The following is a 24,475-nucleotide window of genomic DNA, read 5'->3' as shown; positions in this document are numbered from 1 at the left end:
CCCCGGTCAGTGTCTCCGGCGACCGGCCGCTGCGTATATCCGTCACGACACCCATGTCGCCACGGTACGGCCGGATGGCAGCATGCGGACGTGGCCCGTCCGTTGATCGACACCGCTCACGGCACCGCTCAGGACACGGACACAGGCACAGACCACCGGACGAACAAGGGGAAGAAACGTGTCAGCTCCGCGCCTGAGGGCGACGCCGCTGCCGGGCATCGGGGTCCAGTACGACCTGGAGACCCGCGAACACCGCCATCTGTCGGTGGTCGCGCACCGCGACGGGACGCGCACGGTCAACGTGTACCGCTCCGACGACCCCGACTCCTGCGCGCAGTCCCTGCGGCTGACCAGCTCCGAGGCGGGTTCGCTGATCGACGCGCTCAAGCCGTCCCACCACAGCCCCAGCCTGCTGTACACCACGGATCTGGGGCTCGTCGCCGAGCGGATCGAGGTGGCCGCGACCTCGCGCTGGAACGGGCGGGTGCTGGGCGACACCCGGATGCGGACGGACACGGGCGCGTCGGTGGTGGCGGTGCTGCGCCGTGCCGAGGCCATCCCGTCGCCGGCGCCGGACTTCCGGCTGGCGGGCGGGGACACGCTGATCGTCGTCGGCACGCGCGAGGGTGTCGACGCGGCCGCGTCGATACTCGAGCGGGAGTGAGCCGGTGCACTCCGCGGTCCTGCTGATCGAGTTCGGTTCCATCATCCTCGGCCTCGGCCTGCTCGGCCGGTTCGCCGCCCGCTTCCGGCTCTCGCCGATACCGCTGTACCTCCTCGCCGGTCTGGCGTTCGGCGAGGGCGGTCTGCTGCCGCTGGGGGCGAGCGAGGAGTTCGTCGCCACGGGCGCGGAGATCGGCGTCATTCTGCTGCTGCTCATGCTGGGCCTGGAGTACACGGCGAGCGACCTGGTCTCCAACCTCAAGACGCACTATCCGTCCGGTCTGGTCGACTGCGCGCTGAACGCCCTGCCCGGGGCGGCGGTGGCGCTGCTGCTCGGCTGGGGTCCGGTGGCCGCGGTCGTCCTGGCCGGTGTCACCTGGATCTCCTCGTCCGGCGTGATCGCGAAGGTGCTCGGCGATCTGGGCCGGGTCGGCAACCGGGAGACGCCGGTGATCCTCAGCGTGCTGGTGCTGGAGGACCTGGCGATGGCGGTGTACCTGCCGATCGTCACGGCGCTGGTGGCGGGCGCCGGGCTGCTGGCCGGGAGCGTGACCCTGGCGATCGCGCTGGGCGCGGCGGGGCTGGTGCTGTTCCTGGCCGTGCGCTACGGCCGGGTCATCTCGCGGTTCGTCTCCAGCGACGACCCGGAGAAGCTGCTGCTGGTCGTGCTGGGCCTGACGATCCTGGTCGCGGGCGTCGCCCAGCAGTTGCAGGTGTCGGCGGCGGTGGGCGCCTTCCTGGTGGGCATCGCGCTGTCCGGCGAGGTGGCGGAGGGCGCGCACACGCTGCTCAGCCCTCTGCGTGACCTGTTCGCGGCGGTCTTCTTCGTGTTCTTCGGGCTGCACACCGATCCGTCGAGCATCCCGCCCGTGCTGCTGCCGGCCCTGGGCCTGGCCGTCGTCACCGCGCTGACGAAGATCGCCACCGGGTACTGGGCGGCCCGGCGGGCCGGGATCTCCGTCAAGGGCCGCTGGCGGGCGGGCGGCGCGCTGGTCGCCCGCGGCGAGTTCTCGATCGTCATCGCGGGGCTGGCGGTCGCCGCCGGCATCGAGCCGTCCCTCGGCCCGCTGGCCACGGCGTACGTCCTGATCCTGGTCGTCCTGGGGCCGCTCACCGCGCGGTACACCGAGCCCGTGGCGACCTGGTGGGGCCGGCGCCGCGAGCGCGGCCGGCCGGAGCCGGAGCCGGCGCCCCGGGCCGCCGAGGCGGAGGCACCGGTCGCCGACTGACGGTGGGGCAGGGCGGCAGGGGGTCGGGGTGCCGGACGCGGAGAGGCCGGGTACGGCACCCTCATCCCCGGCTCCGCCCAGGTCAGTCGCCCTCGCCCGGCGTCCACCCCTGCTTCGGCGTCCACCCCTGCTTCCGCAGCACCCCGCGCACATCCGGTGCCTCGTAGTGGTCCCCCTTGAGGACCTTGCCGTCGGCGCGGCGGGAGACCGCACCGTCCGGGCCGATCTTGGTCATGTTGGAGCGGTGGATCTCGGCGAGTACCGCGTCGAGGTCGATGCCGTGCACCAGGGCCGTGCCGTACGCGACGTAGACCACGTCCGCCAGTTCGTGCGCGAGCCGGTCCAGCGGGCCCGTCACCGAGACCTCGGCGACCTCCGCGGCCTCCTCGGCGAGGAGCTCGCCGCGGTGGGCGGCGAGCTCCGGGGAGACCTCCGTCGGGGTGCTGCGGGCGTCCAGACCGAAGGCGCGGTGGAATTCTCGGACCAGGTCGGCGGGCGAGGAGCTCATGAGGGCGACTGTAGTGGCCGCCCCTGACACCCCCTCGTCCCGTCCTGTGACCCCCGCCCTGGTCAGGGGGGCGCCCCGGCTGGCAGGATCGCCCGCATGTCCAGGACGTTCCCCCGCATCGGCAGGCAGCGGACCCTGCAGGGCGGTGCCGCCGCCCTCGTGGTCCTCGGGCTGCTGCTGTGGTGGCTGCGCCCCTGGGCCGAGCAGCCGCCGGGCGGGGAGATCGACTTCAGCACCGGCACGCGCGCCGGGGTCTACCACGAGTACGGCGAACTCCTGCGCCACCAGATCGACAAGGACATGCCCGACCTGCGCGTGCGGCTGCTGACCAGCGCCGGTTCGCAGGAGAACGTCGCGGACGTGGCGACCGGCGAGGCCGACTTCGCGATCGCCGCGGCCGACGCCGTCGCCACGTACAAGCTCGACAACAGCACGGGCGCCGACCGGCTGCGCGGAGTCGCGCGCCTGTACGACGACTACGTCCAGCTCGTCGTGCCGCCGGACTCGGACATCCGCACCGTCGCGGACCTGCGGGGCAAGCGCGTGGCCATAGGGCTCCCCGACTCCGGCGTGCGGCTGATCGCCAACGGGGTGCTCAAGGCGGCCGGCATCGACCCGGAGAAGGACATCGAGCCCTCGTCGGACGGCATCGACACCGGGCCCAAGCGGCTGGGGCACGGGCTGGACGCGTTCTTCTGGTCGGGCGGGCTGCCCACGGACGGACTGAGCCGGCTGGCGAAGAAGTCGGCCTCGGCCTTCCGGTTCGTGCCGATCGACGCCACCCTGGTGGCCAAGCTGCACGACCAGGGCGGTGCCACCCGGTACTACCGCGCCACCAAGATGCCCGAGTCCGCCTATCCCACCATCCAGCGGGGCGACCCGGTGCCGACCCTGGCGGTGTCCAACCTCCTGGTGACCCGCAGCGACGTCGATCCCCGGCTCACCGAGTGGCTGACCCGCACGGTGATCGACAGCCGCGACGGCATCGGCTCGACCGTCCACTCCGCCCAGCTGGTCGACGTCCGCACGGCGATCTACACCGACCCGCTGCAGCTGCACGCCGGGGCGCAGCGCTACTACCAGTCGGTCAAGCCGTAGGCCCCGACCTCGGGACACGCACGGTGACCCGCAGGCCGTGCGGCTCGTGGTGGTCGTAGGCGATCGAGCCGCCGCCCGCCGCGAGCAGCGCCCGCGAGATGGACAGTCCGAGGCCCGAGCCCTTGACGTTCTGGTGCCGGCCGCTGCGCCAGAAGCGGTCACCGACGCGGGCCAGCTCCTCGTCGGTGAGCCCCGGGCCGTGGTCGGTGACGACGACGGTGGAGGTGTCGCCGTCGGCGGCGACACCCACCTCGACCGTCTCCCCCTCGGGGGTGAACTTCACCGCGTTGTCGATGACCGCGTCCAGGGCGCTGGACAGGGCGACCGGGTCGGCCCAGGCGGTCGTCGGCGGGCAGTCGCCGACCAGGCGTACGCCCTTGGCCTCGGCGGTCGGGGCCCAGGCCGCGACGCGTTCGGCGGCCAGCTCGCCGATGTCCGTGACCCTCAGGTCCGCCTCGGTGTGCTCGGCGAGCGCCAGGTCCAGCAGGTCGTCCAGGACCTGCGCGAGGCGCTTGCCCTCCGCCTGCACGGAGGCGATCTCCTTGTTGCCCTCGGGCAGCTCGAAGGCGAGCAGCTCGATGCGCAGCAGCAGGGCCGCGAGGGGGTTGCGCAGCTGATGGGAGGCGTCGGCGACGAAGGCGCGCTGCTGCTCCAGCACGTCCTCGACGTTGTCCGCCATCTCGTTGAACGACCGGGCCAGGCGTCGCAGTTCCGGCGGACCGCCGGCCGCGGCGACCCGGGACTTCAGCCGTCCGGTGGCGATGTCGTGGGTGGTGGCGTCCAGGACCCGTACGGGCTTGAGCACCCAGCCGGTCAGCCGCAGGGCGGCGCCGACGGCCAGCAGCATCGCGGCGAACTCGCCCGCGCCGATGATCAGCCAGCCCTGCAGCGTCCGGGAGCGCATCGGACCGGTCGGCGAGTCGGTGACGACCACCGCGACGACGTCTCCGTCCCTGATGACCGGCGAGGCGACCACGAGGTTGCCACGCTGCCAGGGCCAGACCTGCTTCGGGTCGTGGCTGCGGCGGCTGAGCAGCGCCTCGTCGAAGGCGGCGCGCACCTCGCCCTCCTTGGGCAGGGCCCACTTGGCGGGTGCGTGGGCCATGGCCCTGCCGCTGCGGTAGAAGACGCCGGCGCGGATGCCGTAGACCTCGTGGTAGCTGCGGAGCTCGCTGCTGAGCGTGGCCAGGCGCTCGTTCTCGAACGCGCCGGTGGTCGCGTCGGGCGAGTCGGTGACGAACTGGGCGAGGGCGGCGAAGCGCGCGGTGTCGTCGATGCGGTCGACGACGACCTTCTGCTGCTGGGCGCCCGCCAGGCTGACGGCGAGCGGCACACCGAGCGCGAGCAGCACGGCCGCCATCAGGACGATGAGCAGCGGGAGGAGACGAGTGCGCACCCGGCCCCGCTATCCGGCAGGCGCGACGAGCCGGTAGCCGACTCCGCGTACGGTCTCGATGAGGGCGGGCATGCGCAGCTTGGCGCGCAGCGACGCGACGTGCACCTCCAGGGTGCGACCGGTCCCCTCCCAGCTGGTCCGCCACACCTCGCTGATGATCTGCTCGCGGCGGAAGACCACCCCGGGCCGTTGCGCGAGCAGGGCCAGCAGGTCGAACTCCTTGCGGGTCAGCTGGATCACCGACCCGTCCACGCTGACCCGGCGGGTGGGCAGCTCGATGTGCACGGGCCCGAGCCGTAGTTCGGTCTCGATGCCGCTGGAGGTGTCCTCGTGGGAGGTGCGCCGGCTGACCGCGTGGATCCGGGCGAGCAGCTCGCCGGTGTCGTAGGGCTTCACGACGTAGTCGTCGGCACCGAGGTTGAGGCCGTGGATGCGGGAGCGTACGTCGGAGCGCGCCGTCACCATGATCACGGGGGTGCTGGTGCGCTTGCGGATCTTGCCGCAGACCTCGTAGCCGTCCTGGTCGGGCAGGCCGAGGTCGAGCAGGACGACGCCGAAGCCGTCACCCTCGGGGACCAGGGCCTGGAGAGCCTCCTCGCCGCTGCGCGCGTGCGTGACGTCGAAGCCGTGCCGTGCCAGGACCGCCGACAGGGCGGCGGCCACGTGGTTGTCGTCCTCGACGAGCAGCAGTCTCACCCGGGCCCCCTTCGGTTCACTGGCCGTACGATCTGGATGTGTACAAAAACGCGTGCACGCGCGCGCGTGCACCTTGTGCAGTCACGCCGATGGATGACGACGGCGTCAAGAGGGTTCCGGTTGCTGACAGCTTCCGTTACCCGGCTGGTATGAGCGCTGCTCATAAGTGCTACGACATGTGTCCGATTGCTATCGGATCGTGATGCTCAGATTCCCCTCAGATGTAATGACGCAGGTCGTAGAGGGTAACTACTGTCCTCCGAAACCGAGGAGGACGGAGCCTGAGAGCGATGACCGAAGTATCGGTGGCCAAGGAAGATGTGGCCGCGACCGGAGAACTGGTCGTCCTGAAGAGCGTCAACAAGCACTTCGGCGCGTTGCACGTACTCCAGGACATCGACCTGACGATCGCCCGCGGTGAAGTCGTCGTGGTCATCGGACCCTCCGGGTCCGGCAAGTCCACGCTGTGCCGCACCATCAACCGCCTGGAGACGATCGACTCCGGCTCGATCACGATCGACGGCAAGCCGCTGCCCGCCGAGGGCAAGGCTCTGGCGAAGCTGCGCGCCGACGTCGGAATGGTCTTCCAGTCCTTCAACCTCTTCGCGCACAAGACCGTGCTCGAGAACGTGATGCTCGGCCAGATCAAGGTCCGCAAGAAGGACAAGCAGGCGGCCGAGGAGCGGGCCCGTGCCCTGCTCGACCGGGTCGGCGTGGGCGCGCAGGCCGAGAAGTACCCGGCGCAGCTCTCCGGCGGCCAGCAGCAGCGCGTCGCGATCGCGCGAGCGCTGGCCATGGAGCCGAAGGTGATGCTCTTCGACGAGCCCACCTCCGCGCTCGACCCCGAGATGATCAACGAGGTGCTGGAGGTCATGCAGCAGCTCGCCCGCGACGGTATGACCATGATCGTCGTCACCCATGAGATGGGTTTCGCACGATCGGCGGCAAACCGCGTGGTGTTCATGGCGGACGGCCGAATCGTCGAGGAGGCTGCGCCCGACCAGTTCTTCAGCAATCCGCGCAGCGACCGCGCCAAGGACTTCCTGTCGAAGATCCTGCACCACTGACGGCGCACGTCGCGCCCGCGACGGTCCGCGCCACCCGTAACGACGGTTTTCTCTTCACGGCAAAGGATGTTCCCAATGAAGCTCCGCAAGGTCTCCGCCGCGGCCGCCACCGCTCTCGTCCTCGCTCTGACCGCCACGGCCTGTGGAGGCGACGACGGCGGTGACTCGAACGGCTCCGGCTCCGGCGGCGGCGACAAGATCAAGATCGGTATCAAGTACGACCAGCCCGGCCTGGGCCTGAAGGAGCCCGACGGTTCCTTCTCCGGCTTCGACGTGGACGTGGCGACCTACGTGGCCAAGGAACTGGGCTACGAGCCGAACCAGATCGAATGGGTCGAGACCAAGAGCGCCGACCGCGAGAACGCGCTGTCCCGTGGTGACGTCAAGATGATCGCGGCCACGTACTCGATCACCGACGAGCGCAAGCAGAAGGTCGACTTCGCCGGCCCTTACCTGCTGGCCCACCAGGACCTGCTGGTGAAGAAGGACTCGGACATCAGCAAGGCCACGGACCTCAACGAGAAGAAGCTCTGTTCCGTCGCCGGTTCGACTTCGGCGCAGAACGTCAAGGACGACTTCGCCCCGAAGGCGCAGCTGACCCAGCGCGGTGGCTACTCGGAGTGCCTGTCGGCTCTGCAGAGCGGTGCCGTGGACGCGCTGACCACCGACGACTCGATTCTCGCCGGCTACGCCGCGCAGGACCAGTACAAGGGTCAGTTCAAGCTGGCCGGCCTGAAGCTCAGCAACGAGAACTACGGCATCGGTGTCAAGAAGGGCGACACCGCGACTCTCGACAAGATCAACAAGGCCCTCGAGAAGATGGTCAGCGACGGCGCCTGGGAGAAGGCCGTCCAGGAGAACTTCGGCCCGGCGGAGTACAAGAACGAGCCCGCCCCGAAGATCGGCCAGATCGTCCAGTAACGCGGGACTCCGCCGACGCAGGATCCCCGTGCTCGTCACGGGGATCCGCTGGCGCGCCGCCACTGCTCTGACGGCGGCGCGCCACGTCCGCCACCTACGCCACCCACCCGGAAGCGCGGGAGATCGTGTTCGACTTTCTTTCTAAATATGACGACCCGTCCATCCTGGGCGCTTTCTGGGTCACGATTCAGCTCACCGTGTTCTCAGCCATCGGTTCCCTGATCTGGGGCACCCTGCTGGCGGCCATGCGGGTCAGCCCCGTCCCCCTGATGCGCGGTTTCGGCACCGCTTACGTGAACATCGTCCGGAACATCCCGCTGACCGTCATCATCGTCTTCACGTCGCTCGGCCTCGCCGACATCTTCGGCGTGACGATGGGTGCACCCGATGACTTCGAGCTCAAGTACTTCCGACTGGCCGTCCTCGGTCTCGTCGCCTACACGGCCGCCTTCGTCTGCGAGGCGATCCGCTCCGGCATCAACACCGTGCCGGTCGGGCAGGCCGAGGCAGCACGGGCCATCGGGCTCAGCTTCAGCCAGGTACTGAGGCTGGTCGTGCTGCCGCAGGCCTTCCGTTCTGTGATCGGACCGCTGGCCAACGTGCTCATCGCGCTGACGAAGAACACCACTGTGGCGGCAGCGATCGGTGTTGCCGAGGCCGCCCTCCTGATGAAGGAAATGATCGAGAACGAGGCACAGACGCTGCTCATCGGTGCCGTCTTCGCCTTCGGGTTCGTGGTTCTGACCCTGCCCACCGGCCTGATCCTCGGCTGGCTGAGCAAGCGACTGGCGGTGAAGCGATGACGTCCGTTCTTTACGACGCCCCCGGCCCGAAGGCCAAGCGGCGCAATGTGCTGTTCTCCGTGGTCTTCTTTGTCCTGCTCGCTCTGCTCCTGTGGTGGGTCTGGCAGACGCTGGACGAAAAGAACCAGCTGGAGTGGTCCCTCTGGAAGCCGTTCACGACGTCCGAGGCCTGGACGACCTACCTGCTTCCCGGTCTGGCCGACACGCTGAAGGCTGCGGCACTGGCCATGGTGATCGCACTTCCGCTGGGCGCCGTCCTCGGCATCCTGCGACTCTCCGACCACCGCTGGGTGCGCATCCCGGCCGGTGCCGTGGTCGAGTTCTTCCGGGCCATCCCGGTGCTGCTGCTGATGCTGTTCGCCAACGAGTTCTACGTCCGCTCCACGGGCATCCCGAGCGATGAGCGCCCGTTGTACGCGGTCGTCACCGGCCTGGTGCTGTACAACGCGTCGGTCCTCGCCGAGGTCGTCCGCGCCGGCATCCTCTCGCTGCCCAAGGGGCAGTCGGAGGCGGCGATGGCGATCGGCCTGCGCAAGAGCCAGACGATGAGCAGCATCCTGCTGCCGCAGGCCGTCACGGCCATGCTGCCGGCCATCGTCAGCCAGCTGGTCGTCATCGTGAAGGACACCGCGCTGGGCGGCGTGATGCTCGGCTTCACCGAGCTCCTCAACACGCGGAGCACCCTCGCGGCCAACTACGCGAACGTCATCCCCAGCTTCATCGTGGTGGCGGTCATCTTCATCGTGCTGAACTTCATCCTCACGTCCTTCGCCTCCTGGCTGGAGGGCAGGCTCCGGCGCAGCAAGCGGAGCACGGGGGCCGTTCTGGGCGCAGAGAAGGTCGACGACCTCAACGCGGCCGAGCTCGGCAGTGGGACCGGCACCGGCGACGCAACTCACTGACGGTCGGCCCGTACGCGTCGAGGGTCGCCTGACGCTCTCTCACCTCGTGTGACACACAAAGGGGCAGTGGCATGATCGCCACTGCCCCTGGTCACTTGACGCAAGCACCGGCAATAGGTTGCATACGTTCTGTGATCGTGCACCCTGCTCCACCTTCGTGTTCACCTACGTCTCTCAGGACAACACCACGGGCAGGGGGCGCCGCGCCGTGGACCCGGTGATCATCGTCGGAGCGGGGCCCGTCGGGCTCACGCTCGCCCTGGCCCTGGCCCGTCAGGAAGTGCCCTGCGTCGTCCTCGACGAGGGCCCGGGCAAGGACGAACCCCGGGCGGCGCGCACCGTCGTCCTGCGCGAGGACACCGCCGCTCTCATCGAGCGCCTGACCGGTGTCCCCCTGGACCAGGTCGGTGCCCAGTGGGCCGGATGGCGGTCGGTACGGCGCAAGCAGGTGATGCGCGAGGTCTTTTTCGACGGCAGCGAACCCGTCCCGCTGCACATCGCCCAGCACGTCCTGACCGGCCTCCTGCGTTCGGCCCTCGCGGACGAACGGCTCGTCAAGATCGCCGTGGAGAGCCGCCTCGACGGCATCGAGCAGGAACCTTCAGGCGTCACGGCCCACACCCGCGGCCCCAAGGGCACCTGGTGGCGCGGCAGTTACCTGGTCGGCTGCGACGGCCCCCGCTCCACCGTGCGCAAGCTCCAGGACATCCGCTTCCCGGGCCGTACGGCGGTGGAACGTCACGCCGTCGCGGCCCTGCGCACGGAACTGCCCTGGCACAACGAGGCGTTGCTGCACCGCATGCCGTCCTGGCGCATGTCGGGCCCCTCCGCCGGCGAGATCACCGCGCGGCCGCTGCCGGACGGCGTCTGGCGCCTGGACTGGCTCCTGCCGCCCGGAAAGGACCTGGTCACCCCCGAGCTGCTGCTGACCCGCATCAGGGAGACCCTGGCCGGCTGGGCGGGCGGCTCGACCCCGCCGTACGAGCTGCTCGACACCGGTGTCCACACGGTGCACCACCGGCTGGCCCGTCGCTGGCGCGCCGACCGCGTCTTCCTCGCCGGGGACGCGGCCCACCTGCTCGGTGCCCTCGGCACGCACGGGCTGGACGAGGGGCTGCGGGACGCCGACAACCTCGCCTGGAAGCTGGCCCTGGCCTGGCACCACGGGCCGCACGAGGCACTCCTCGACAGCTACCAGGCCGAGCGCCGCGCGGTCGTCGCCGCCCGGCTGCGCGCCGCCGACCAGGCGCTGCCGCTGCTGCGCGGCGGCGGAGGGCTGCGCTCCTACGTCCCCGGCTCGTCCCGCGGCCACGACGCGCTCCTCACGGACGGTCACTTGGGGCAGGGTCAGCTCGGCGCGCCGGGGGCGTACGCCGATTCGCCGCTCGCGCCCGGGCCCCTCGAAGGGGAGGTGCCGGTCGACACCCCGCCCGGCGCCCCGGTCACCGACGTCCGGGTCACCGCCGAGGACGGCACCTTCGTACGGCTCAGTGACCGGCTCGGCCGGGGCGCCCTGCTCGTGGTGCTGATCGCGCCGGGCACGGGCGTGTGGGAGCGCAAGCACTGGGCCCGGGCGGGCATCATGCCCCGGCTCGCCGCTGCCGTGACGGCCCTGCCGCACCCCGCCGAGCTGCTGGTCGCCGAGAGCTATCCGGGCGCGGCCGCCCACACCGTGCTCCTGGTGCGCCCCGACGGGCATCTCGTCACCGCGTTCGCGGGCGTGCGCCCCGAGGACCTGTACGCGGCGGCCGAGGCCACGGTCGGCGGGCCGGCGAAAGCGCAGGCCGGAGCGGGTGCTTCGGCCGGCTCGCCCTGACGCGGCACATGGAGTGACGACCTCACTGTCACCCTGCGTCCGCATGGTGACAGTGAGTTGACCCGTCCGGGCGGCCATGGTGTACTCCGGTGCGTGACCGACACCTGTGTGCGCCTGTGGCGGAGGGTCCATATGGACCTCCTCCGTTATGCGGGCTGCGTGTGTCGCCCGTCCTGCTGACTTCGCATCCTCTTCCTCCGCGCGCCCCGCGCTCCGACCGCGTGGGCTGCCGCGCCTCTCGCGAACCCTCACCAGGACCCTCAGGACGGCACCCGTGTCTGTATCTCCTTCCGCGTCCTCTTCCGCGCTCCCCTCTGTCTCCTCGGCCCGTTCGGCTCCCACCCAGGCCGACCTCTACGACTTCGTCCGGCGCACGGCCGCCGACCGCGAGCTGATCGCCTCCCTGCCGCTCGACCCGGAGGGCCGCACCTGGGTGCGGCTGGACGGCCCTGGCGGCAGCGAGGCCTGGCTGATCGGCTGGCCGCCCGGTACGGGCACCGGCTGGCACGACCACGCCGACTCGGTCGGTGCCTTCCTGACCGCGTCGGGCGAGCTCAAGGAGAACTCACTGGCCGCGCGGCTGCCCACCGACGGCTGGAAGACGCTCGAACTCACCGAGGGTGTGGACCGCGAACGGCGGCTGCCGGCCGGTCAGGGCCGCGCCTTCGGGCGCCACCACGTCCACGAGGTGCTCAACGAGTCCCGCGAGCGGCACGCGGTCTCCGTCCACGCCTACTACCCTCCCCTGCCGCAGATCCGCCGCTACAGCCGCAGCGGGCCGATCCTGCGCCTGGAGCAGGTGGAGCGACCGGAGGACTGGCAGTGAGCACTCCCGACTCCACGAACGGTGAGGTCCGGCCTCCTCTGGGGATCGACGCGCTGCTGGAGCGCGTACGAGCGGCCTACGAGCGGATCGGGCCGCAGGAGGCGTACGAGGCCACCCGGGCCGGCGACGCCCTGCTGGTCGACATCCGTTACGCCGCCCTGCGCGAACGGGACGGCCTCATCCCCGGTGCCGTCGTCGTCGAGCGCAACGAACTGGAGTGGCGCCTGGACCCGCAGGGGAGCCACCGTCTGCCCGAGGCCACGAGCCACGCCCTGCGCGTGGTCGTGATCTGCAACGAGGGATACGCCTCCAGCCTGGCCGCGCAGTCCCTGCACCAGTTGGGACTGCACCGGGCCACCGATCTGGTCGGCGGATTCCAGGCGTGGCGGGAGGCGGGGCTTCCGGTGGAACGAGCCGAAGGCCCACGGAGAGCTTGAGACCCACGGAGAGCTTGAGACGCAGAGGGTAGGAGCCGGAGGCCCATGGCGTGAGTCAGCCGGCTTCCGGCTCAGTACTCCTCGCCGACCGGGAAGTCCGTGTCCTCGCCCTCCTCCTCCAGCGCCTGCCGGACGACGCGCAGCGCCATGCCCTCCGGGTAGCCCTTGCGGGCGAGCATGCCCGCGAGGCGGCGCAGCCGCTTGTCGCGGTCGAGACCCCGGGTGGCACGCAGCTTGCGGTCGACGAGCTCCCGCGCGGTCGTCTCCTCCTGCTCGGAGTCGAGCTGGGAGACGGCCGCGTCGATCAGCGTGGAGTCGACGCCCTTCGTGCGCAGTTCCTGGGCGAGCGCCCGCCGGGCCAACCCGCGTCCGTGGTGCCGGGACTCCACCCAGGCGTCGGCGAAGGCGCTGTCGTTGATGAGGCCGACCTCTTCGAAACGCGACAGCACCTCTTCCGCGACCTTGTCCGGGATCTGCCGCTTGCGCAGGGCGTCGGCGAGCTGTTTGCGCGTCCGTGGGGTCCCGGTCAGCAGGCGCAGGCAGATCGCCCGTGCCTGCTCGACCGGGTCCCCCGGAGGCGCCTCCTGCTCGGCCCTCGACGAGGGAAGGCCGCCTCCGTCCTCGGCGTCGGGCGCCTCACCGAAGCCACGCCGACGCCGCCCGCGCCCCCGGCGCGTCCCGCCGCCACGCGAGTCGCCCCTGGGAGTCCCGGGAGTGCCTTCCCCGTACGGTCCTTCGTCCCCGTACGGTCCATCGCCCTCGTGCGGGCCGTCGCCGCCGCGTCGACCGCTGCCCCCGTGCAGGCGGTCGCCCCCGTACAGCGCGGTGTCCTGGTGGGTGTCCTCCCCGTCCACGGCCGAGTCGGTCGCTCCTCCGGTGCCCCTCCCCCGTGGGGCACCGGAGGCGGTGTACTCGTACTCCGCCCAGTCGGTTCGTCGTGTCACGGGTCAGCTCTTGGCTGCGGCGGCCTTGGACTTGGTGGCCTTGGCCGCTGCCGGGGCGGGGACGGCCGGGGCCGCGTCGGCCGGGGCGGAGACCGCGGCGTCCGTGCCCGGCTGGGTGGTCGGCTCCTCGGGACGCACGCCGACGCCCAGCTTCTCCTTGATCTTCTTCTCGATCTCGTTGGCCAGGTCGGGGTTGTCCTTCAGGAAGTTGCGCGCGTTCTCCTTGCCCTGGCCGAGCTGGTCGCCCTCGTACGTGTACCAGGCGCCGGCCTTGCGGACGAAGCCGTGCTCCACGCCCATGTCGATCAGGCCGCCCTCGCGGCTGATGCCCTGGCCGTAGAGGATGTCGAACTCGGCCTGCTTGAAGGGCGGCGCGACCTTGTTCTTGACGACCTTGCAGCGGGTGCGGTTGCCGACCGCCTCCGTGCCGTCCTTCAGGGTCTCGATGCGGCGGATGTCGATGCGCACCGAGGCGTAGAACTTCAGGGCCCGGCCACCGGTCGTAGTCTCCGGGGAGCCGAACATCACGCCGATCTTCTCGCGGAGCTGGTTGATGAAGATCGCGGTGGTCTTGGACTGGTTGAGCGCGCTGGTGATCTTCCGCAGGGCCTGGCTCATCAGACGGGCCTGCAGACCCACGTGGCTGTCGCCCATCTCGCCCTCGATCTCCGCGCGCGGGACGAGCGCGGCGACGGAGTCGATGACGATGAGGTCGAGGGCACCGGAGCGGACCAGCATGTCCACGATCTCCAGGGCCTGCTCGCCGTTGTCGGGCTGGGAGAGGATGAGGTTGTCGATGTCGACGCCGAGCTTCTTGGCGTACTCGGGGTCGAGGGCGTGCTCCGCGTCGACGAAGGCGACCTGGCCACCGGCCTTCTGCGCGTTCGCCACCGCGTGGAGGGTCAGCGTGGTCTTACCGGAGGACTCCGGTCCGTAGATCTCCACGACGCGGCCGCGGGGGAGGCCGCCCACGCCGAGGGCCACGTCCAGGGCGGTGGATCCGGTCGAGATGACCTCGATGGGCTCCTGGGTCCGGTCGCCCATGCGCATGACCGCGCCCTTGCCGAATTGCCGTTCAATCTGTGCGAGCGCGGCATCCAGGGCCTTCTCGCGGTCGGTTCCTGCCATGGGTTCCACCCGATTTGCTTGAGTCGATCGCTTCACGTCAAAGACGCTAACGCCTGCCACTGACAATGCGCCTCGACGCACGTCCGGCCTGTGGATAACTCGGGCACGCCTCCACCCAAACTACGTCGAAACGCCCGTCGTTGAGCCCGGCCGGTGCCCCCATGAGAATAGATGTTCGATTTTCGTGTCAAGCGCACCACGCGGCTCCCACGGCACCCACCGCACCCGCGCTCCAGGGATCCAGGGCTCGTGCCGCCCGGCAGACCGACGTTCCGGATCGGCGACGCCGCCGTCGCCCGGTTCCTCCAGGAGCCACCCCCTCGCAACGGCGGAGGCAGCCGAGGCCCCCGGCGGCGCCGGCTGCCCCCGTCAAGCCAGGAGCCACGGACCGACAGGCACGGGCGGCAGCCGGTGATGGCTCAGGTGCCGTTCCGGCCGGAGTCCTCGTCGGCGGACCGCTGCTCCCCCGGCCGGCGCGCCGCCCACAGCCCCCGCGCGCGGGTGAGCAGCCCCGGCCCCTCGCCCCTTCGGTGTCCGTGGACCCGGGGATCGTCCGTGACGTCGTAACGCTTCACGTACGCCCCCAGGAAGGCCTGGAGGGTGGCGATGGCGGGGATGGCGATCAGCGCGCCGACGGCGCCGAGGAGCGCGGTGCCCGCGATGACCGAGCCGAAGGCGACCGCGGGATGGATGTCGACGGTCTTCGAGGTGAGCTTGGGCTGCAGCACGTAGTTCTCGAACTGCTGGTAGACGACGACGAAGATCAGCACCCACAGCGCGTACCAGGGGTCGACCGTGAACGCGATCAGCATGGGCAGCGCACCCGCGAGATACGTGCCGATGGTGGGGATGAACTGCGACACCAGGCCCACCCACACGGCGAGCACGGGCGCGTAGGGCACGTCGAGTATCTGCAGCAGCACGAAGTGGGCCAGGCCGGAGATCAGCGCCATCAGGCCGCGCGAGTACAGATAGCCGCCGGTCTTGTTCACGGCGATCTCCCACGCGCGCAGCACCTCGGCCTGCCGGGCGGGCGGCAGGACCGAGCAGATGGTGCGGCGCAGCCGGGGGCCGTCGGCGGCGAAGTAGAAGGAGAACAGCGCGACCGTCAGCAGCTGGAACAGTCCGCCGATGACCTGCGCGGAGACGTCGAGGACGCCCGTGGCGCTGTTCTGGACGTAGTTGCGCAGCCAGTCGGAGCGGAGCAGTCCCTCCTGGATGTCGACGCGCTTGAGGTCGGTCTTGAAGTGCGCGTTGATCCAGTTGATGACGGAGTCGAGGTAGTCCGGGAACCCTTCGACCATCTTGATGATCTGCCCGGCCAGCATGGATCCGAGGAGCGTGACGAAGCCCGCGGCCACGATCAGCACGCCGATGAAGACGATGAACGCGGCGAAGCCCCGGCGCATGCCGCGCGAGGCCATCCAGCTCACCGCCGGCTCGATCGCGAGGGCCAGGAAGAACGCGATGAGAACGTTGATCAACAGGCCGGTGAGCTGGTGGAACGCCCAGCTGCCGAGCTGGAAGACGGCGACGAGCGCGAGCGCGAGCACCATGGCACGCGGCAGCCAGCGCGGCATGCGGCCGTTCGGTCCGGCGGCCCCGCCGGCGGGGGGCGGGGTGGGCGGCGTCGTACCGGTCGGGGATGCCTGCCGGGCTGCCTGCCCGGCCTCGTCAGTGGGTGCCACGGACCAAGTCTCGCCCACGCCACCGACGGCCGTCTGCCCGCCTGCGATCTTCGTGACCGGCCGGCGCTCCGCGGAGCCCGCCGGCAGCGGTCAGCGCTTCTCCCGGGGCACGTCCATCACCGAGCAGACCACCTGCCAGACGTCCTTGGCGTCCCAGCCGGAGTCCAGTGCCTCGTTCACCGTGCGCCCGCCGAGCTCCGACATCACGTGGTCGCGCGCGAAGGTGTCGGCGTACCCCGGACCGAAGTGCTCCGCCATCCGCTGCCAGAAGACCGTCAACCGCATGACTCCAGTATCCCGCCCCTGGGGGTGGGCCTGAGCCGGGACCGCCTGCACGCACCCCTCCGCGCCCTACGGTCGGTGCCATGGCCGATACAGGAGCATCCGCACTGCCCCCGACGCCCCCGCCACACACCCCCGTGGCGCGCGCCGAACGCTTCGTCTGGCTCACCGCGCGCGTGCTGGAGCAACACCTCTTCGCCCACCACTTCCGCGGCGGTCCCGCCGACCCGGTGGAGACGGCCCTGGACGCCTACCGCAACGGGGACGGCGGGTACGGCCACGCCCTCGAACCCGACCTGCGCGGTCCGGTCAGCCAGCCGCTGCACACCGCCCGCGCCCTGCGCGTCCTGGACGCCGTCGGGCGGTGCGCGGGCCAGCGGGTGGAGCGCATCTGCCGCTACCTGACGTCCGTCTCGACGGCGGACGGTGCGCTGCCGGCGGTCCATCCCCGTCAACGCGGCTACCCCACGGCCCCGTTCGTGCCGGTCGTGGCCGACCCGCCCAGCGAGTTGCTGGCCACCGGTCCGGTGGTGGCGCTGCTGCACCGCAACGAGGTGTGGCACGCGTGGATGTTCCGGGCCACGGACTTCTGCTGGCAGGCGGTCGAGTCCCTGGAGAAGTCGCACCCGTACGAGATCGAGGCGGCCGTGGCCTTCCTGGACGCGGTTCCCGACCGCCCGCGCGCGGAGGCCGCCGCCGACCGCCTGGGCCGTCTGGTGCGCGCACAGGGCCTGGCCGCGCTCGACCCCGACCGCCTGGACGCGTACCCGGTCTCCCCCGGCTACGCGCCGGGCGAGCACCACTTCCCGTACGACTACGCGCGGACACCGGGCTCGCTCGCGCGCGCGTGGTTCACGGACGACGAGGTGGCCCGTTCCCTGGACCACCTCGCGGCCCAGCAGGAGGAGGACGGCGGCTGGCCGGTGCGGTGGCGCCGGTGGGCCCCGGCACCGGCGCTGGAGGCCCGTGCGATGGTGACGATCGAGGCCCTGCGGACCCTCGCCGCGTACGGCCGGACCATCGGCTGATCACGCCCCCAGGGCCCGCACCCCCGCGGTCACCACCACGGCCGCCGCGACGACGACCAGGAAGGGCGCCCGCAGCAGCAGCGCCACGGCGGCAGCGCCGAGCCCGGCGGCTCGCGCGTCCAGCACCAGCGTCTGTCCGTCGGCGAAGGTCTGCTGGGCCGTGAGCGCCGCGAGCAGCGCCACGGGCAGCAGGGCGGCCAGGCGCTTGACGACGGGCCGCTCCAGGGCGCCCGCGGGCACCAGCAGCCCGGCCAGTTTGACGGCGTAGCAGCCGAGGACGGTCACCCCGATGGCGATCCAGACGTTCATCGTCCGTCCCCCTGCCCCCGGCGCCGGCCCTCGGCCCACAGCACGAGCGGTGCCGCCAGCGCCGCCAGCAGCACCGGCACCCCGGCGGGCAGGACGGGCAGCAGGCCGAGCCCCAGCAGCACGGCGAGCCCGGCGGCGGCCCGCTCGGTGCCGGTCTTCAGCATGGGCGCCAGCAGTGCCAGGAAGACGGCGGGTCCCGCGGCGTCCAGGCCCCACGCGTCGGTGTCGCCGATGGCCTCGGCGCCCAGGGCACCGAGCAGCGTGGTGAGGTTCCACAGCACGTACAGGGTCAGTCCGGTCACCCAGAACCCGATCCGGGCGGTGCGGCGCGTGGGCTGGGCCAGGGCGACGGCGGCCGTCTCGTCGATCACCCACTGGGCGGCGAACGGCCGCACCGCGCGCGGGAGGGCCAGCACCTGCGACAGGCGCAGGCCGTAGAAGGCGTTCCGCACGCCCAGGAAGAACGCCCCCGCGGCGGCCGTGAACGGACTGCCCCCGCCCGCCAGGGCCCCCACCAGCGCGAACTGGGAGGCGCCGGTGAAGACGAGGAGACTGAGCGCGCAGGTCTGCCACAGCGTGAGTCCGCTCCCGGCGGAGGTCACCCCGAAGGCGAACCCGGAGAGCCCGACGGCCACCCCGACGCCCAGGGCGTCCCTGATGACGGCCCGATCCCGTTTCCCGCCGGTTCCTGCATCCTTGAGAGCTGTCGTTTCTGCCACGTACCGAAAACTACGGCCGACCGCTACGACGGGTCTTGTACATTCTTGCGCTCCCGCTGGTACGCGCCCGGAGGTACTCCCACGATCCGGCTGAAGTGCCGGTTGAGGTGCGGCTGGTCGGTGAAGCCCACGGCCAGGGCCACCTCCGAGGGCGCCTTCCCCGTGTCGAGCAGCCGCCGCGCCCTGCGGACCCGGGCGTCCGTGAGCCAGGCGTGGGGTGGCATCCCGTAGGTGTCCCGGAAGGCCCGCAGCAGCGCGAACGGGCTGGTCCTGAGGTCGGTCGCCAGCTGCTCCAGACTCGGGGGCCGTGCCATCCGCTCCTCCAGCACGCCACGCGCGCGTGCCGCGATCACGGCTCCGGCCGTCCGCACCGCTCGTCTCGGCATGGGCCCGCCGTTCAGCCGGAGCAGTCTGGTCACGGCGACCCGCAGCAAGGTGTCGGCGGCCAGCGCGTTGCCCTCGTCGGCGGCCCGCAGCACCTGGTGCACCAGACCGACGGCGTAGGGGTCGTCCACCACCGGGCTGACGAACGCCGGGGTCCCGCGCAGGGCCGTCGTCTCGGCCGCGATCTCCGCCACCACGTCCACCGGCGGATACACGGCCCCGTAGCGCCACCCCTCGGGGACGCCGGCCCGCCCGGTGTGCGGCGTGTCCGGGTTCACCAGCGCCAGGGCGCCCGCCCCGGCGTACTGGTCGCCCCCGCCGTGGTGGAAGACCTCCACGCCGTCCGCGATGGCGGCGATCACGAAGTTCTCGTGCGTGTGCCGCACGAAGGTCTTGCGCACGTACCGGGCCCGCAGCAAGTCCACTCCGGGCAGTTCCTCGTACTGCCAGTGCCGCGCGCGCTCGCTCATCCGTCCATTGTCCGGCTTCCGGCCCGCAGCGGGACGGAGGAGGGGGGCGAGGTCCGGTCCCGAAGCGGTGGCCCGGCCCGCCGTGACCCCCCGTTGTCAGTGCCGGGGTGCACGATGGACGCATGGTCAGCAAAGCGCCCGGCCCCCTCGACGGCTTCTCCCCCGCGACCCGCGCCTGGTTCACGGGGGCCTTCCCCGCGCCCACCACGGCCCAGGCCGGCGCGTGGCGGGCCATCCACGAGGGTTCGGACGTGCTGGTCGTGGCCCCGACCGGCTCCGGCAAGACCCTGGCCGCCTTCCTGGCCGCGCTGGACCAGCTGGCGTCGACCCCGCCCCCCGCCGACCCCAAGAAGCGCTGCCGCGTCCTGTACGTCTCCCCGCTCAAGGCCCTGGCCGTGGACGTCGAGCGCAACCTCCGCAGCCCGCTGACGGGCATCCGCCAGGAGTCCGTACGGCTGGGCCTGCCCGAGCCCGAGGTGAAGGTGGGCATCCGTTCGGGGGACACGCCCCCGGCGGAGCGCCGAGCCCTGTCCACGCGCCCGCCGGACATCCTGATCACGACCCCGGAGTCGCTGTTCCTGATGCTGACGTCGGCCACCCGCGACGCGCTGACCGGGGTGGACACGGTGATCCTCGACGAGGTGCACGCGGTCGCCGGCACCAAACGCGGCGCCCACCTCGCGCTCTCCCTGGAGCGGCTGGACGACCTCCTCCCGAAGCCCGCCCGCCGCATCGGCCTGTCGGCGACGGTCCGTCCGGTCGACGAGGTGGCCCGTTTCCTCTCCCCCCGCCGCAAGGTGGAGATCGTCCAGCCGGAGTCGGGCAAGGAGTTCGACCTCTCCGTGGTCGTCCCGGTCGAGGACCTGGGCGAGCTGGGTGGCTCCCCGGTGTCGGACGGTTCGGAGGGCGCCGAGCGCCCGTCGATCTGGCCGCACGTCGAGGAGCGGATCACCGACCTCGTCCAGTCCCACCGCTCCACGATCGTCTTCGCGAACTCCCGCCGCCTCGCCGAGCGCCTGTGCAACCGCCTGAACGAGATCGCGTACGAGCGGGCCACGGGTGAGCCCCTGGACGAGCACCACTCCCCCGCCGAGCTCATGGGCGGTTCGGGAGCCGCCCAGGGCGCGCCCCAGGTCATCGCCCGCGCCCACCACGGCTCGGTGTCCAAGGAGCAGCGCGCCCTGGTCGAGGAGGACCTCAAGGCGGGCCGCCTCCCCGCGGTCGTGGCAACGTCCAGTCTCGAACTGGGCATCGACATGGGTGCGGTCGACCTCGTCGTCCAGGTCGAGTCGCCCCCGTCGGTGGCCTCCGGGCTGCAGCGCGTGGGCCGTGCGGGTCACCAGGTGGGCGCGGTCTCCACCGGCGTGGTCTTCCCGAAGTACCGCGGCGACCTGGTCCAGGCGGCCGTGGTCACCGAGCGCATGCGCACGGGCGCCATCGAGTCCCTCAAGGTCCCCGCCAACCCCCTGGACGTCCTGGCGCAGCAGCTCGTCGCGATGACGGCGATGGACACCTGGCAGTTCGACGACCTCCTCGCCGCCGTCCGCCGGGCCGCCCCCTTCGCCTCCCTCCCGGAGTCGGCCTTCACGGCGGTCCTGGACATGCTGGCCGGCCGCTACCCCTCCGACGCCTTCGCCGAACTGCGCCCGCGCGTGGTGTGGGACCGCGTCACCGGCGAGATCACCGGCCGCCCCGGTGCGCAGCGTCTCGCCGTCACCTCCGGCGGCACGATCCCCGACCGCGGCCTGTTCGGGGTCTTCCTCGCCGGGTCGGACCCCAAGAAGGGCGGCGGCCGGGTCGGCGAACTCGACGAGGAGATGGTCTACGAGTCCCGGGTGGGCGACGTCTTCACGCTGGGCACGAGCTCGTGGCGCATCGAGGACATCACCCGCGACCGCGTCCTGGTCTCCCCCGCCCCGGGCGTGCCGGGCCGGCTGCCCTTCTGGAAGGGCGACCAGCTGGGCCGCCCGCTCGAACTGGGCCGGGCGGTGGGCGCGTTCCTGCGCGAGGTCGGCTCGCTGTCCAAGGACGACGCCCGCCTGCGTCTGGTCGCGGCCGGGCTGGACGCCTGGGCGGCGGACAACGTCCTGTCGTACCTGGACGAGCAGCGCGAGGCCTGCGGCCACATCCCGGACGACCGGACGATCGTCGTGGAGCGCTTCCGCGACGAGCTGGGCGACTGGCGCGTGGTCGTGCACTCGCCCTTCGGCGCGCAGGTGCACGCCCCCTGGGCGCTCGCCCTCGGGGCCAAGCTCTCCGAGCGGTACGGCATGGACGCGCAGGTCATGCACGCCGACGACGGCATCGTGCTGCGCCTGCCGGACGCCGACCTGATGGGCCTGAACCTGCTGGACCAGGAGCCGGTGAAGGCGGGCCGGGAGTACGACGCCGAGCAGGCCCCCGTGGGCGCCGCCGACGTCGTCTTCGACAAGGGCGAGGTCGACCAGGTCGTCACCGACCAGGTGGGCAGCTCGGCCCTGTTCGCCGCCCGGTTCCGCGAGTGCGCCGCCCGCGCGCTGCTGCTGCCCCGCCGCAACCCGGGCCGGCGCACCCCGCTGTGGCAGCAGCGGCAGCGTGCCTCCCAGCTGCTGCAGGTGGCGAGCGAGTTCGGCTCGTTCCCGATCGTCCTGGAGGCGATCCGCGAGTGCCTCCAGGACGTCTTCGACGTCCCCGGGCTGGTCGAGCTGATGGGCGACCTGGAGTCCCGCAGGGTCCGACTCGTCGAGGTGACCACCGCAGAGCCGTCCCCCTTCGCGCGCTCCCTGCTGTTCGGCTACGTCGCCCAGTTCCTCTACGAGGGCGACTCGCCGCTCGCCGAGCGCCGCGCCGCCGCCCTGTCGCTGGACTCCCGGCTGCTGGCCGAGCTGCTGGGACAGGCGGAGCTGCGTGAGCTGCTGGACGCGGAGGTGCTGACCGAGCTGGAGCGGGAGCTGCAGTGGCTCACCGAGGACCGCCGCGTCAAGGACGCCGAGGGCGTCGCGGACCTGCTGCGCCTGCTCGGGCCGCTGACGGACGCGGAGCTCGCCGAGCGGGGCGCCGAGCCGCGATGGGCCGAGGAGCTGGCCGGTACCCGCCGCGCCATCCGGGTCCGCATCGGCGGCGCCGACCACTGGGCGGCCATCGAGGACGCCGGCCGCCTGCGCGACGCGCTGGGCACGGCCCTGCCGGTCGGTGTCCCGGAAGCCTTCACGGAGCCCGTGAAGGATCCGCTCGGCGACCTCCTCGCCCGCTACGCCCGCACCCACGGCCCGTTCACCTCGGCCACGGCCGCCGCCCGCTTCGGCCTGGGCGTGGCCGTCACCGAGGGCGCCCTTCAGCGGCTGGCCGCGGCGCAGCGGGTCGTCCAGGGCGAGTTCCATCCGGCCGGGATCGGCCAGGAGTGGTGCGACGCGGCCGTGCTGCGCCGGCTGCGCCGCCGCTCCCTGGCCGCCCTGCGGCACGAGCTGGAGCCGGTGCCTCCCGCCGCGCTCGCCCAGTTCCTGCCCCAGTGGCAGCACATCGGCAAGGGGCATTCCCTGCGCGGCATCGACGGGCTGGTGCGCGCGATCGAGCAGTTGCAGGGCGCCTCCGTGCCGGCCTCCGCCCTGGAGAAGCTGGTCCTGCCGTCACGGATCGCGAACTACAACCCGGCGATGCTGGACGAGCTCACGGCCGCGGGAGAGGTGGTCTGGGCCGGGGCGGGCTCCCTCCCCGGCAAGGACGGCTGGGTCTCCCTCTACCTGGCGGACGCGGCCCCCCTGCTGCTGCCGCCCCCGCACCCCCTGGAGCTGACGGCCCTGCACCAGTCCGTCCTGGACACGCTCTCCGGCGGCTACGGCCTGTTCTTCCGCCAGATCGCCGACCAGGTCCGCGCCACCACGCATCCTGAGGCCACCGATCCCCAGCTGGCCGACGCCCTGTGGGATCTGGCCTGGTCGGGTCGTCTGACCAACGACACGCTCAGCCCCCTGCGTTCCCTGCTCGGCTCGGGCCGCACCGCCGGCTCCACTGCCCACCGCGCCAAGCGGGCGGTCCCGCGCGGCCGCTACGGCTCCCTGACGGCCGCGGCCCGGACGGCGTCCCGCTCGGGCCCGCCGACGGTCGCCGGCCGCTGGTCGCTGCTGCCGTCCCACGAGGCCGACCCGACCGTGCGGGCCCACGCCCTGGCCCGCACGCTCCTGGACCGGCACGGCGTGGTCACCAGGGGCGCGGTCTCGGCGGAGGGCGTCGAGGGCGGCTTCTCGGCGACGTACCGCGTCCTGTCCGTCTTCGAGGAGAGCGGCCAGGCCCGCCGCGGCTATGTGGTGGAGGGGCTCGGCGCGGCACAGTTCGCGATGGACGGAGCCGTGGACCGACTGCGGGCGGTGTCCAACGCCCGCGACCGCGGCGAGACCCTCCCGGGGCCGACCCCGGGCCCCGGAGCCGACCCGTTCGCAGGCACGGACCCCGGCACCGACCCGTTCGCGGGCACCGGCCCCGACCCCTTCACAGGTGCCGACCCCGACCCTTTCCCGGCCCACGACTTCGCCGGGCCGGACGACTCCGGTCCCTCCACCGACCACACGGACGACCCGGGCCACGACGGCTTCCCCGGACCGGGCTCCCCGTACGAGCCGCCCAAGCCGGGCCCGGGCGAGTGGATCTCGCCCCGCGACTACGCGCCGCAGAGCCCCCCGCCCTGGCAGAGCGGCGGACGCGCGGCCCACGACTCGGGCTTCCCCGGCCGCCGTACCCGCACGGACGCGTCCCGGGCCGTCGTGCTCGCCGCCGCCGATCCGGCGAACGCGTACGGCGCGGCCCTGCCCTGGCCCGAGCCGCCGGCCGGTGCCGGGCACAAGCCGGGCCGCAAGGCGGGCTCCCTGGTGGTGCTCGTGGACGGTGAACTGACGCTCTACATGGAGCGCGGCGGCAAGACCCTGCTGGCCTGGACCGCCGACCCGGACGGCGAGCCCGGCGACGACCACGGCCTGCGCATCGCGGCGGAGGCCCTGGCCTCGGCCGCCCGCGCGGGCTCCCTCGGCACGGTGACGGTGGAGCGCGTCAACGGCGCACAGGCGCTCACGTCCCCCATCGGCACCCTCCTGGAAGGAGCGGGCTTCATTGCGACACCCCGAGGTCTCCGCCTGCGTGCCTGACGTCCGCCTCACCGGAGGCCGCACCCCCGCAGCCTCCCGGAAGGCCC

The 24,475-nt window shown here is 72.0% G+C and carries 23 protein-coding genes; 13 read left to right on the top strand and 10 right to left on the bottom strand.

Going from position 1 to position 24,475, the window contains the following annotated elements; genetic code table 11:
- Positions 1–178: 178 nt before the first annotated feature.
- A complete protein-coding gene (locus ACIGAQ_RS00195) occupies positions 179–664 on the top strand; it encodes a TrkA C-terminal domain-containing protein (protein ID WP_311688420.1) in 486 nt (161 codons plus the stop codon).
- A 4-nt stretch (positions 665–668) separates the two neighbouring features.
- Entirely contained in the window at positions 669–1,892 is a 1,224-nt protein-coding gene (locus ACIGAQ_RS00190) for a cation:proton antiporter (RefSeq protein WP_311688422.1), read from the top strand.
- A gap of 82 nt (positions 1,893–1,974) precedes the next feature.
- Here ACIGAQ_RS00190 and ACIGAQ_RS00185 read toward each other — a convergent pair whose 3' ends face one another.
- Positions 1,975–2,400 carry a MazG nucleotide pyrophosphohydrolase domain-containing protein gene (locus ACIGAQ_RS00185; RefSeq protein WP_399777990.1) on the bottom strand — a complete coding sequence of 142 codons (426 nt, stop codon included), beginning with the start codon at positions 2,398–2,400 and terminating at the stop codon, positions 1,975–1,977.
- 96 nt (positions 2,401–2,496) lie between these two features.
- On the opposite strand from ACIGAQ_RS00185, the gene ACIGAQ_RS00180 reads away from it, so the two are divergent.
- Positions 2,497–3,498, top strand: coding sequence for a TAXI family TRAP transporter solute-binding subunit (locus tag ACIGAQ_RS00180; RefSeq protein ID WP_311688426.1), 1,002 nt, complete (start codon positions 2,497–2,499; stop codon positions 3,496–3,498).
- Here the strand turns inward: ACIGAQ_RS00180 and ACIGAQ_RS00175 are convergent.
- Positions 3,488–4,894, bottom strand: coding sequence for a HAMP domain-containing sensor histidine kinase (locus ACIGAQ_RS00175; RefSeq protein WP_311688428.1), 1,407 nt, complete (start codon positions 4,892–4,894; stop codon positions 3,488–3,490). The genes ACIGAQ_RS00180 and ACIGAQ_RS00175 overlap by 11 nt on opposite strands.
- Positions 4,895–4,903: 9 nt before the next feature.
- The gene (locus ACIGAQ_RS00170) at positions 4,904–5,590 is read right to left on the bottom strand and encodes a response regulator transcription factor (RefSeq protein ID WP_309098141.1); all 687 of its coding nucleotides are present in this window, start codon (positions 5,588–5,590) and stop codon (positions 4,904–4,906) included.
- Positions 5,591–5,880: 290 nt separating this feature from the next.
- Here ACIGAQ_RS00170 and ACIGAQ_RS00165 point away from each other — a divergent pair, with 290 nt between their 5' ends.
- The 8 genes from ACIGAQ_RS00165 (at position 5,881) to ACIGAQ_RS00130 (ending at position 12,362) form a co-directional block, all read left to right on the top strand.
- Positions 5,881–6,657: an amino acid ABC transporter ATP-binding protein gene (locus tag ACIGAQ_RS00165; protein WP_094053832.1), complete on the top strand. Its 777-nt coding sequence runs from the start codon at positions 5,881–5,883 to the stop codon at positions 6,655–6,657.
- 75 nt (positions 6,658–6,732) lie between these two features.
- Entirely contained in the window at positions 6,733–7,578 is an 846-nt protein-coding gene (locus ACIGAQ_RS00160) for a glutamate ABC transporter substrate-binding protein (protein ID WP_311688433.1), read from the top strand.
- A 125-nt stretch (positions 7,579–7,703) separates the two neighbouring features.
- On the top strand, positions 7,704–8,381 hold the full coding sequence (locus tag ACIGAQ_RS00155; protein ID WP_311688435.1) for an amino acid ABC transporter permease: 678 nt from the start codon (positions 7,704–7,706) through the stop codon (positions 8,379–8,381).
- The gene (locus tag ACIGAQ_RS00150; RefSeq protein WP_311688437.1) at positions 8,378–9,283 is read left to right on the top strand and encodes an amino acid ABC transporter permease; all 906 of its coding nucleotides are present in this window, start codon (positions 8,378–8,380) and stop codon (positions 9,281–9,283) included. The genes ACIGAQ_RS00155 and ACIGAQ_RS00150 overlap by 4 nt, the downstream gene beginning before the upstream one ends.
- 208 nt (positions 9,284–9,491) lie before the next feature.
- Positions 9,492–11,099 (top strand): FAD-dependent monooxygenase, encoded by a 1,608-nt coding sequence (locus ACIGAQ_RS00145; RefSeq protein WP_362285849.1) that lies wholly within the window; start codon positions 9,492–9,494, stop codon positions 11,097–11,099.
- 93 nt (positions 11,100–11,192) lie between these two features.
- Positions 11,193–11,279 carry a putative leader peptide gene (locus ACIGAQ_RS00140; RefSeq protein ID WP_348772510.1) on the top strand — a complete coding sequence of 29 codons (87 nt, stop codon included), beginning with the start codon at positions 11,193–11,195 and terminating at the stop codon, positions 11,277–11,279.
- A 94-nt stretch (positions 11,280–11,373) separates the two neighbouring features.
- The gene (locus ACIGAQ_RS00135) at positions 11,374–11,925 is read left to right on the top strand and encodes a cysteine dioxygenase (RefSeq protein WP_311688438.1); all 552 of its coding nucleotides are present in this window, start codon (positions 11,374–11,376) and stop codon (positions 11,923–11,925) included.
- Positions 11,922–12,362, top strand: a complete 441-nt coding sequence (locus ACIGAQ_RS00130; RefSeq protein ID WP_399777985.1) for a rhodanese-like domain-containing protein — start codon at positions 11,922–11,924, stop codon at positions 12,360–12,362. The genes ACIGAQ_RS00135 and ACIGAQ_RS00130 overlap by 4 nt, the downstream gene beginning before the upstream one ends.
- Positions 12,363–12,433: 71 nt before the next feature.
- Here ACIGAQ_RS00130 and recX read toward each other — a convergent pair whose 3' ends face one another.
- From recX to ACIGAQ_RS00110, 4 genes are all read right to left on the bottom strand, one after another.
- Positions 12,434–13,306, bottom strand: a complete 873-nt coding sequence (gene recX / locus ACIGAQ_RS00125) for a recombination regulator RecX (RefSeq protein WP_399777983.1) — start codon at positions 13,304–13,306, stop codon at positions 12,434–12,436.
- Positions 13,307–13,309: 3 nt separating this feature from the next.
- A complete protein-coding gene (recA, locus tag ACIGAQ_RS00120) occupies positions 13,310–14,434 on the bottom strand; it encodes a recombinase RecA (protein WP_399777981.1) in 1,125 nt (374 codons plus the stop codon).
- A gap of 419 nt (positions 14,435–14,853) precedes the next feature.
- Entirely contained in the window at positions 14,854–16,122 is a 1,269-nt protein-coding gene (locus ACIGAQ_RS00115) for an AI-2E family transporter (protein ID WP_399777980.1), read from the bottom strand.
- Positions 16,123–16,212: 90 nt separating this feature from the next.
- Positions 16,213–16,407, bottom strand: coding sequence for a DUF3046 domain-containing protein (locus tag ACIGAQ_RS00110; protein ID WP_311688446.1), 195 nt, complete (start codon positions 16,405–16,407; stop codon positions 16,213–16,215).
- 80 nt (positions 16,408–16,487) lie between these two features.
- Here ACIGAQ_RS00110 and ACIGAQ_RS00105 point away from each other — a divergent pair, with 80 nt between their 5' ends.
- Positions 16,488–17,432 carry a hypothetical protein gene (locus ACIGAQ_RS00105; protein ID WP_399777977.1) on the top strand — a complete coding sequence of 315 codons (945 nt, stop codon included), beginning with the start codon at positions 16,488–16,490 and terminating at the stop codon, positions 17,430–17,432.
- On the opposite strand, the gene ACIGAQ_RS00100 is transcribed toward ACIGAQ_RS00105, so the two are convergent.
- The 3 genes from ACIGAQ_RS00100 to ACIGAQ_RS00090 are packed head-to-tail and all read right to left on the bottom strand — an operon-like array spanning position 17,433 to position 19,314.
- Positions 17,433–17,741, bottom strand: coding sequence for an AzlD domain-containing protein (locus ACIGAQ_RS00100; RefSeq protein ID WP_399777975.1), 309 nt, complete (start codon positions 17,739–17,741; stop codon positions 17,433–17,435).
- Positions 17,738–18,460, bottom strand: a complete 723-nt coding sequence (locus ACIGAQ_RS00095; protein ID WP_399777973.1) for an AzlC family ABC transporter permease — start codon at positions 18,458–18,460, stop codon at positions 17,738–17,740. Before ACIGAQ_RS00095 ends, ACIGAQ_RS00100 begins: the two co-directional genes overlap by 4 nt.
- 23 nt (positions 18,461–18,483) lie before the next feature.
- On the bottom strand, positions 18,484–19,314 hold the full coding sequence (locus tag ACIGAQ_RS00090) for an AraC family transcriptional regulator (RefSeq protein WP_399777971.1): 831 nt from the start codon (positions 19,312–19,314) through the stop codon (positions 18,484–18,486).
- Between the two features lie 122 nt (positions 19,315–19,436).
- Here ACIGAQ_RS00090 and ACIGAQ_RS00085 point away from each other — a divergent pair, with 122 nt between their 5' ends.
- Positions 19,437–24,428 carry an ATP-dependent helicase gene (locus ACIGAQ_RS00085; RefSeq protein WP_399777970.1) on the top strand — a complete coding sequence of 1,664 codons (4,992 nt, stop codon included), beginning with the start codon at positions 19,437–19,439 and terminating at the stop codon, positions 24,426–24,428.
- The last annotated feature ends 47 nt before the right edge of the window (positions 24,429–24,475 follow it).

The sequence above is a fragment of the Streptomyces sp. NPDC085932 genome (genome assembly GCF_044540525.1).
GTDB classification, from domain to species: Bacteria; Actinomycetota; Actinomycetes; order Streptomycetales; family Streptomycetaceae; genus Streptomyces; species Streptomyces levis.
This window is presented reverse-complemented; position numbering and strand designations above follow the sequence as displayed.

Excerpts from the sequence above, each read along its gene's own strand:
- ACIGAQ_RS00185 (WP_399777990.1), bottom strand. The coding sequence starts at position 2,400 with ATGAGCTCCTCGCCCGCCGACCTGGTCCGAGAATTCCACCGCGCCTTC.
- ACIGAQ_RS00180 (WP_311688426.1), top strand. The coding sequence starts at position 2,497 with ATGTCCAGGACGTTCCCCCGCATCGGCAGGCAGCGGACCCTGCAGGGC.
- ACIGAQ_RS00165 (WP_094053832.1), top strand. The coding sequence starts at position 5,881 with ATGACCGAAGTATCGGTGGCCAAGGAAGATGTGGCCGCGACCGGAGAA.
- ACIGAQ_RS00160 (WP_311688433.1), top strand. The coding sequence starts at position 6,733 with ATGAAGCTCCGCAAGGTCTCCGCCGCGGCCGCCACCGCTCTCGTCCTC.
- ACIGAQ_RS00150 (WP_311688437.1), top strand. The coding sequence starts at position 8,378 with ATGACGTCCGTTCTTTACGACGCCCCCGGCCCGAAGGCCAAGCGGCGC.
- recA (WP_399777981.1), bottom strand. The coding sequence starts at position 14,434 with ATGGCAGGAACCGACCGCGAGAAGGCCCTGGATGCCGCGCTCGCACAG.
- ACIGAQ_RS00110 (WP_311688446.1), bottom strand. The coding sequence starts at position 16,407 with ATGCGGTTGACGGTCTTCTGGCAGCGGATGGCGGAGCACTTCGGTCCG.
- ACIGAQ_RS00105 (WP_399777977.1), top strand. The coding sequence starts at position 16,488 with ATGGCCGATACAGGAGCATCCGCACTGCCCCCGACGCCCCCGCCACAC.
- ACIGAQ_RS00100 (WP_399777975.1), bottom strand. The coding sequence starts at position 17,741 with ATGAACGTCTGGATCGCCATCGGGGTGACCGTCCTCGGCTGCTACGCC.
- ACIGAQ_RS00090 (WP_399777971.1), bottom strand. The coding sequence starts at position 19,314 with ATGAGCGAGCGCGCGCGGCACTGGCAGTACGAGGAACTGCCCGGAGTG.
- ACIGAQ_RS00085 (WP_399777970.1), top strand. The coding sequence starts at position 19,437 with ATGGTCAGCAAAGCGCCCGGCCCCCTCGACGGCTTCTCCCCCGCGACC.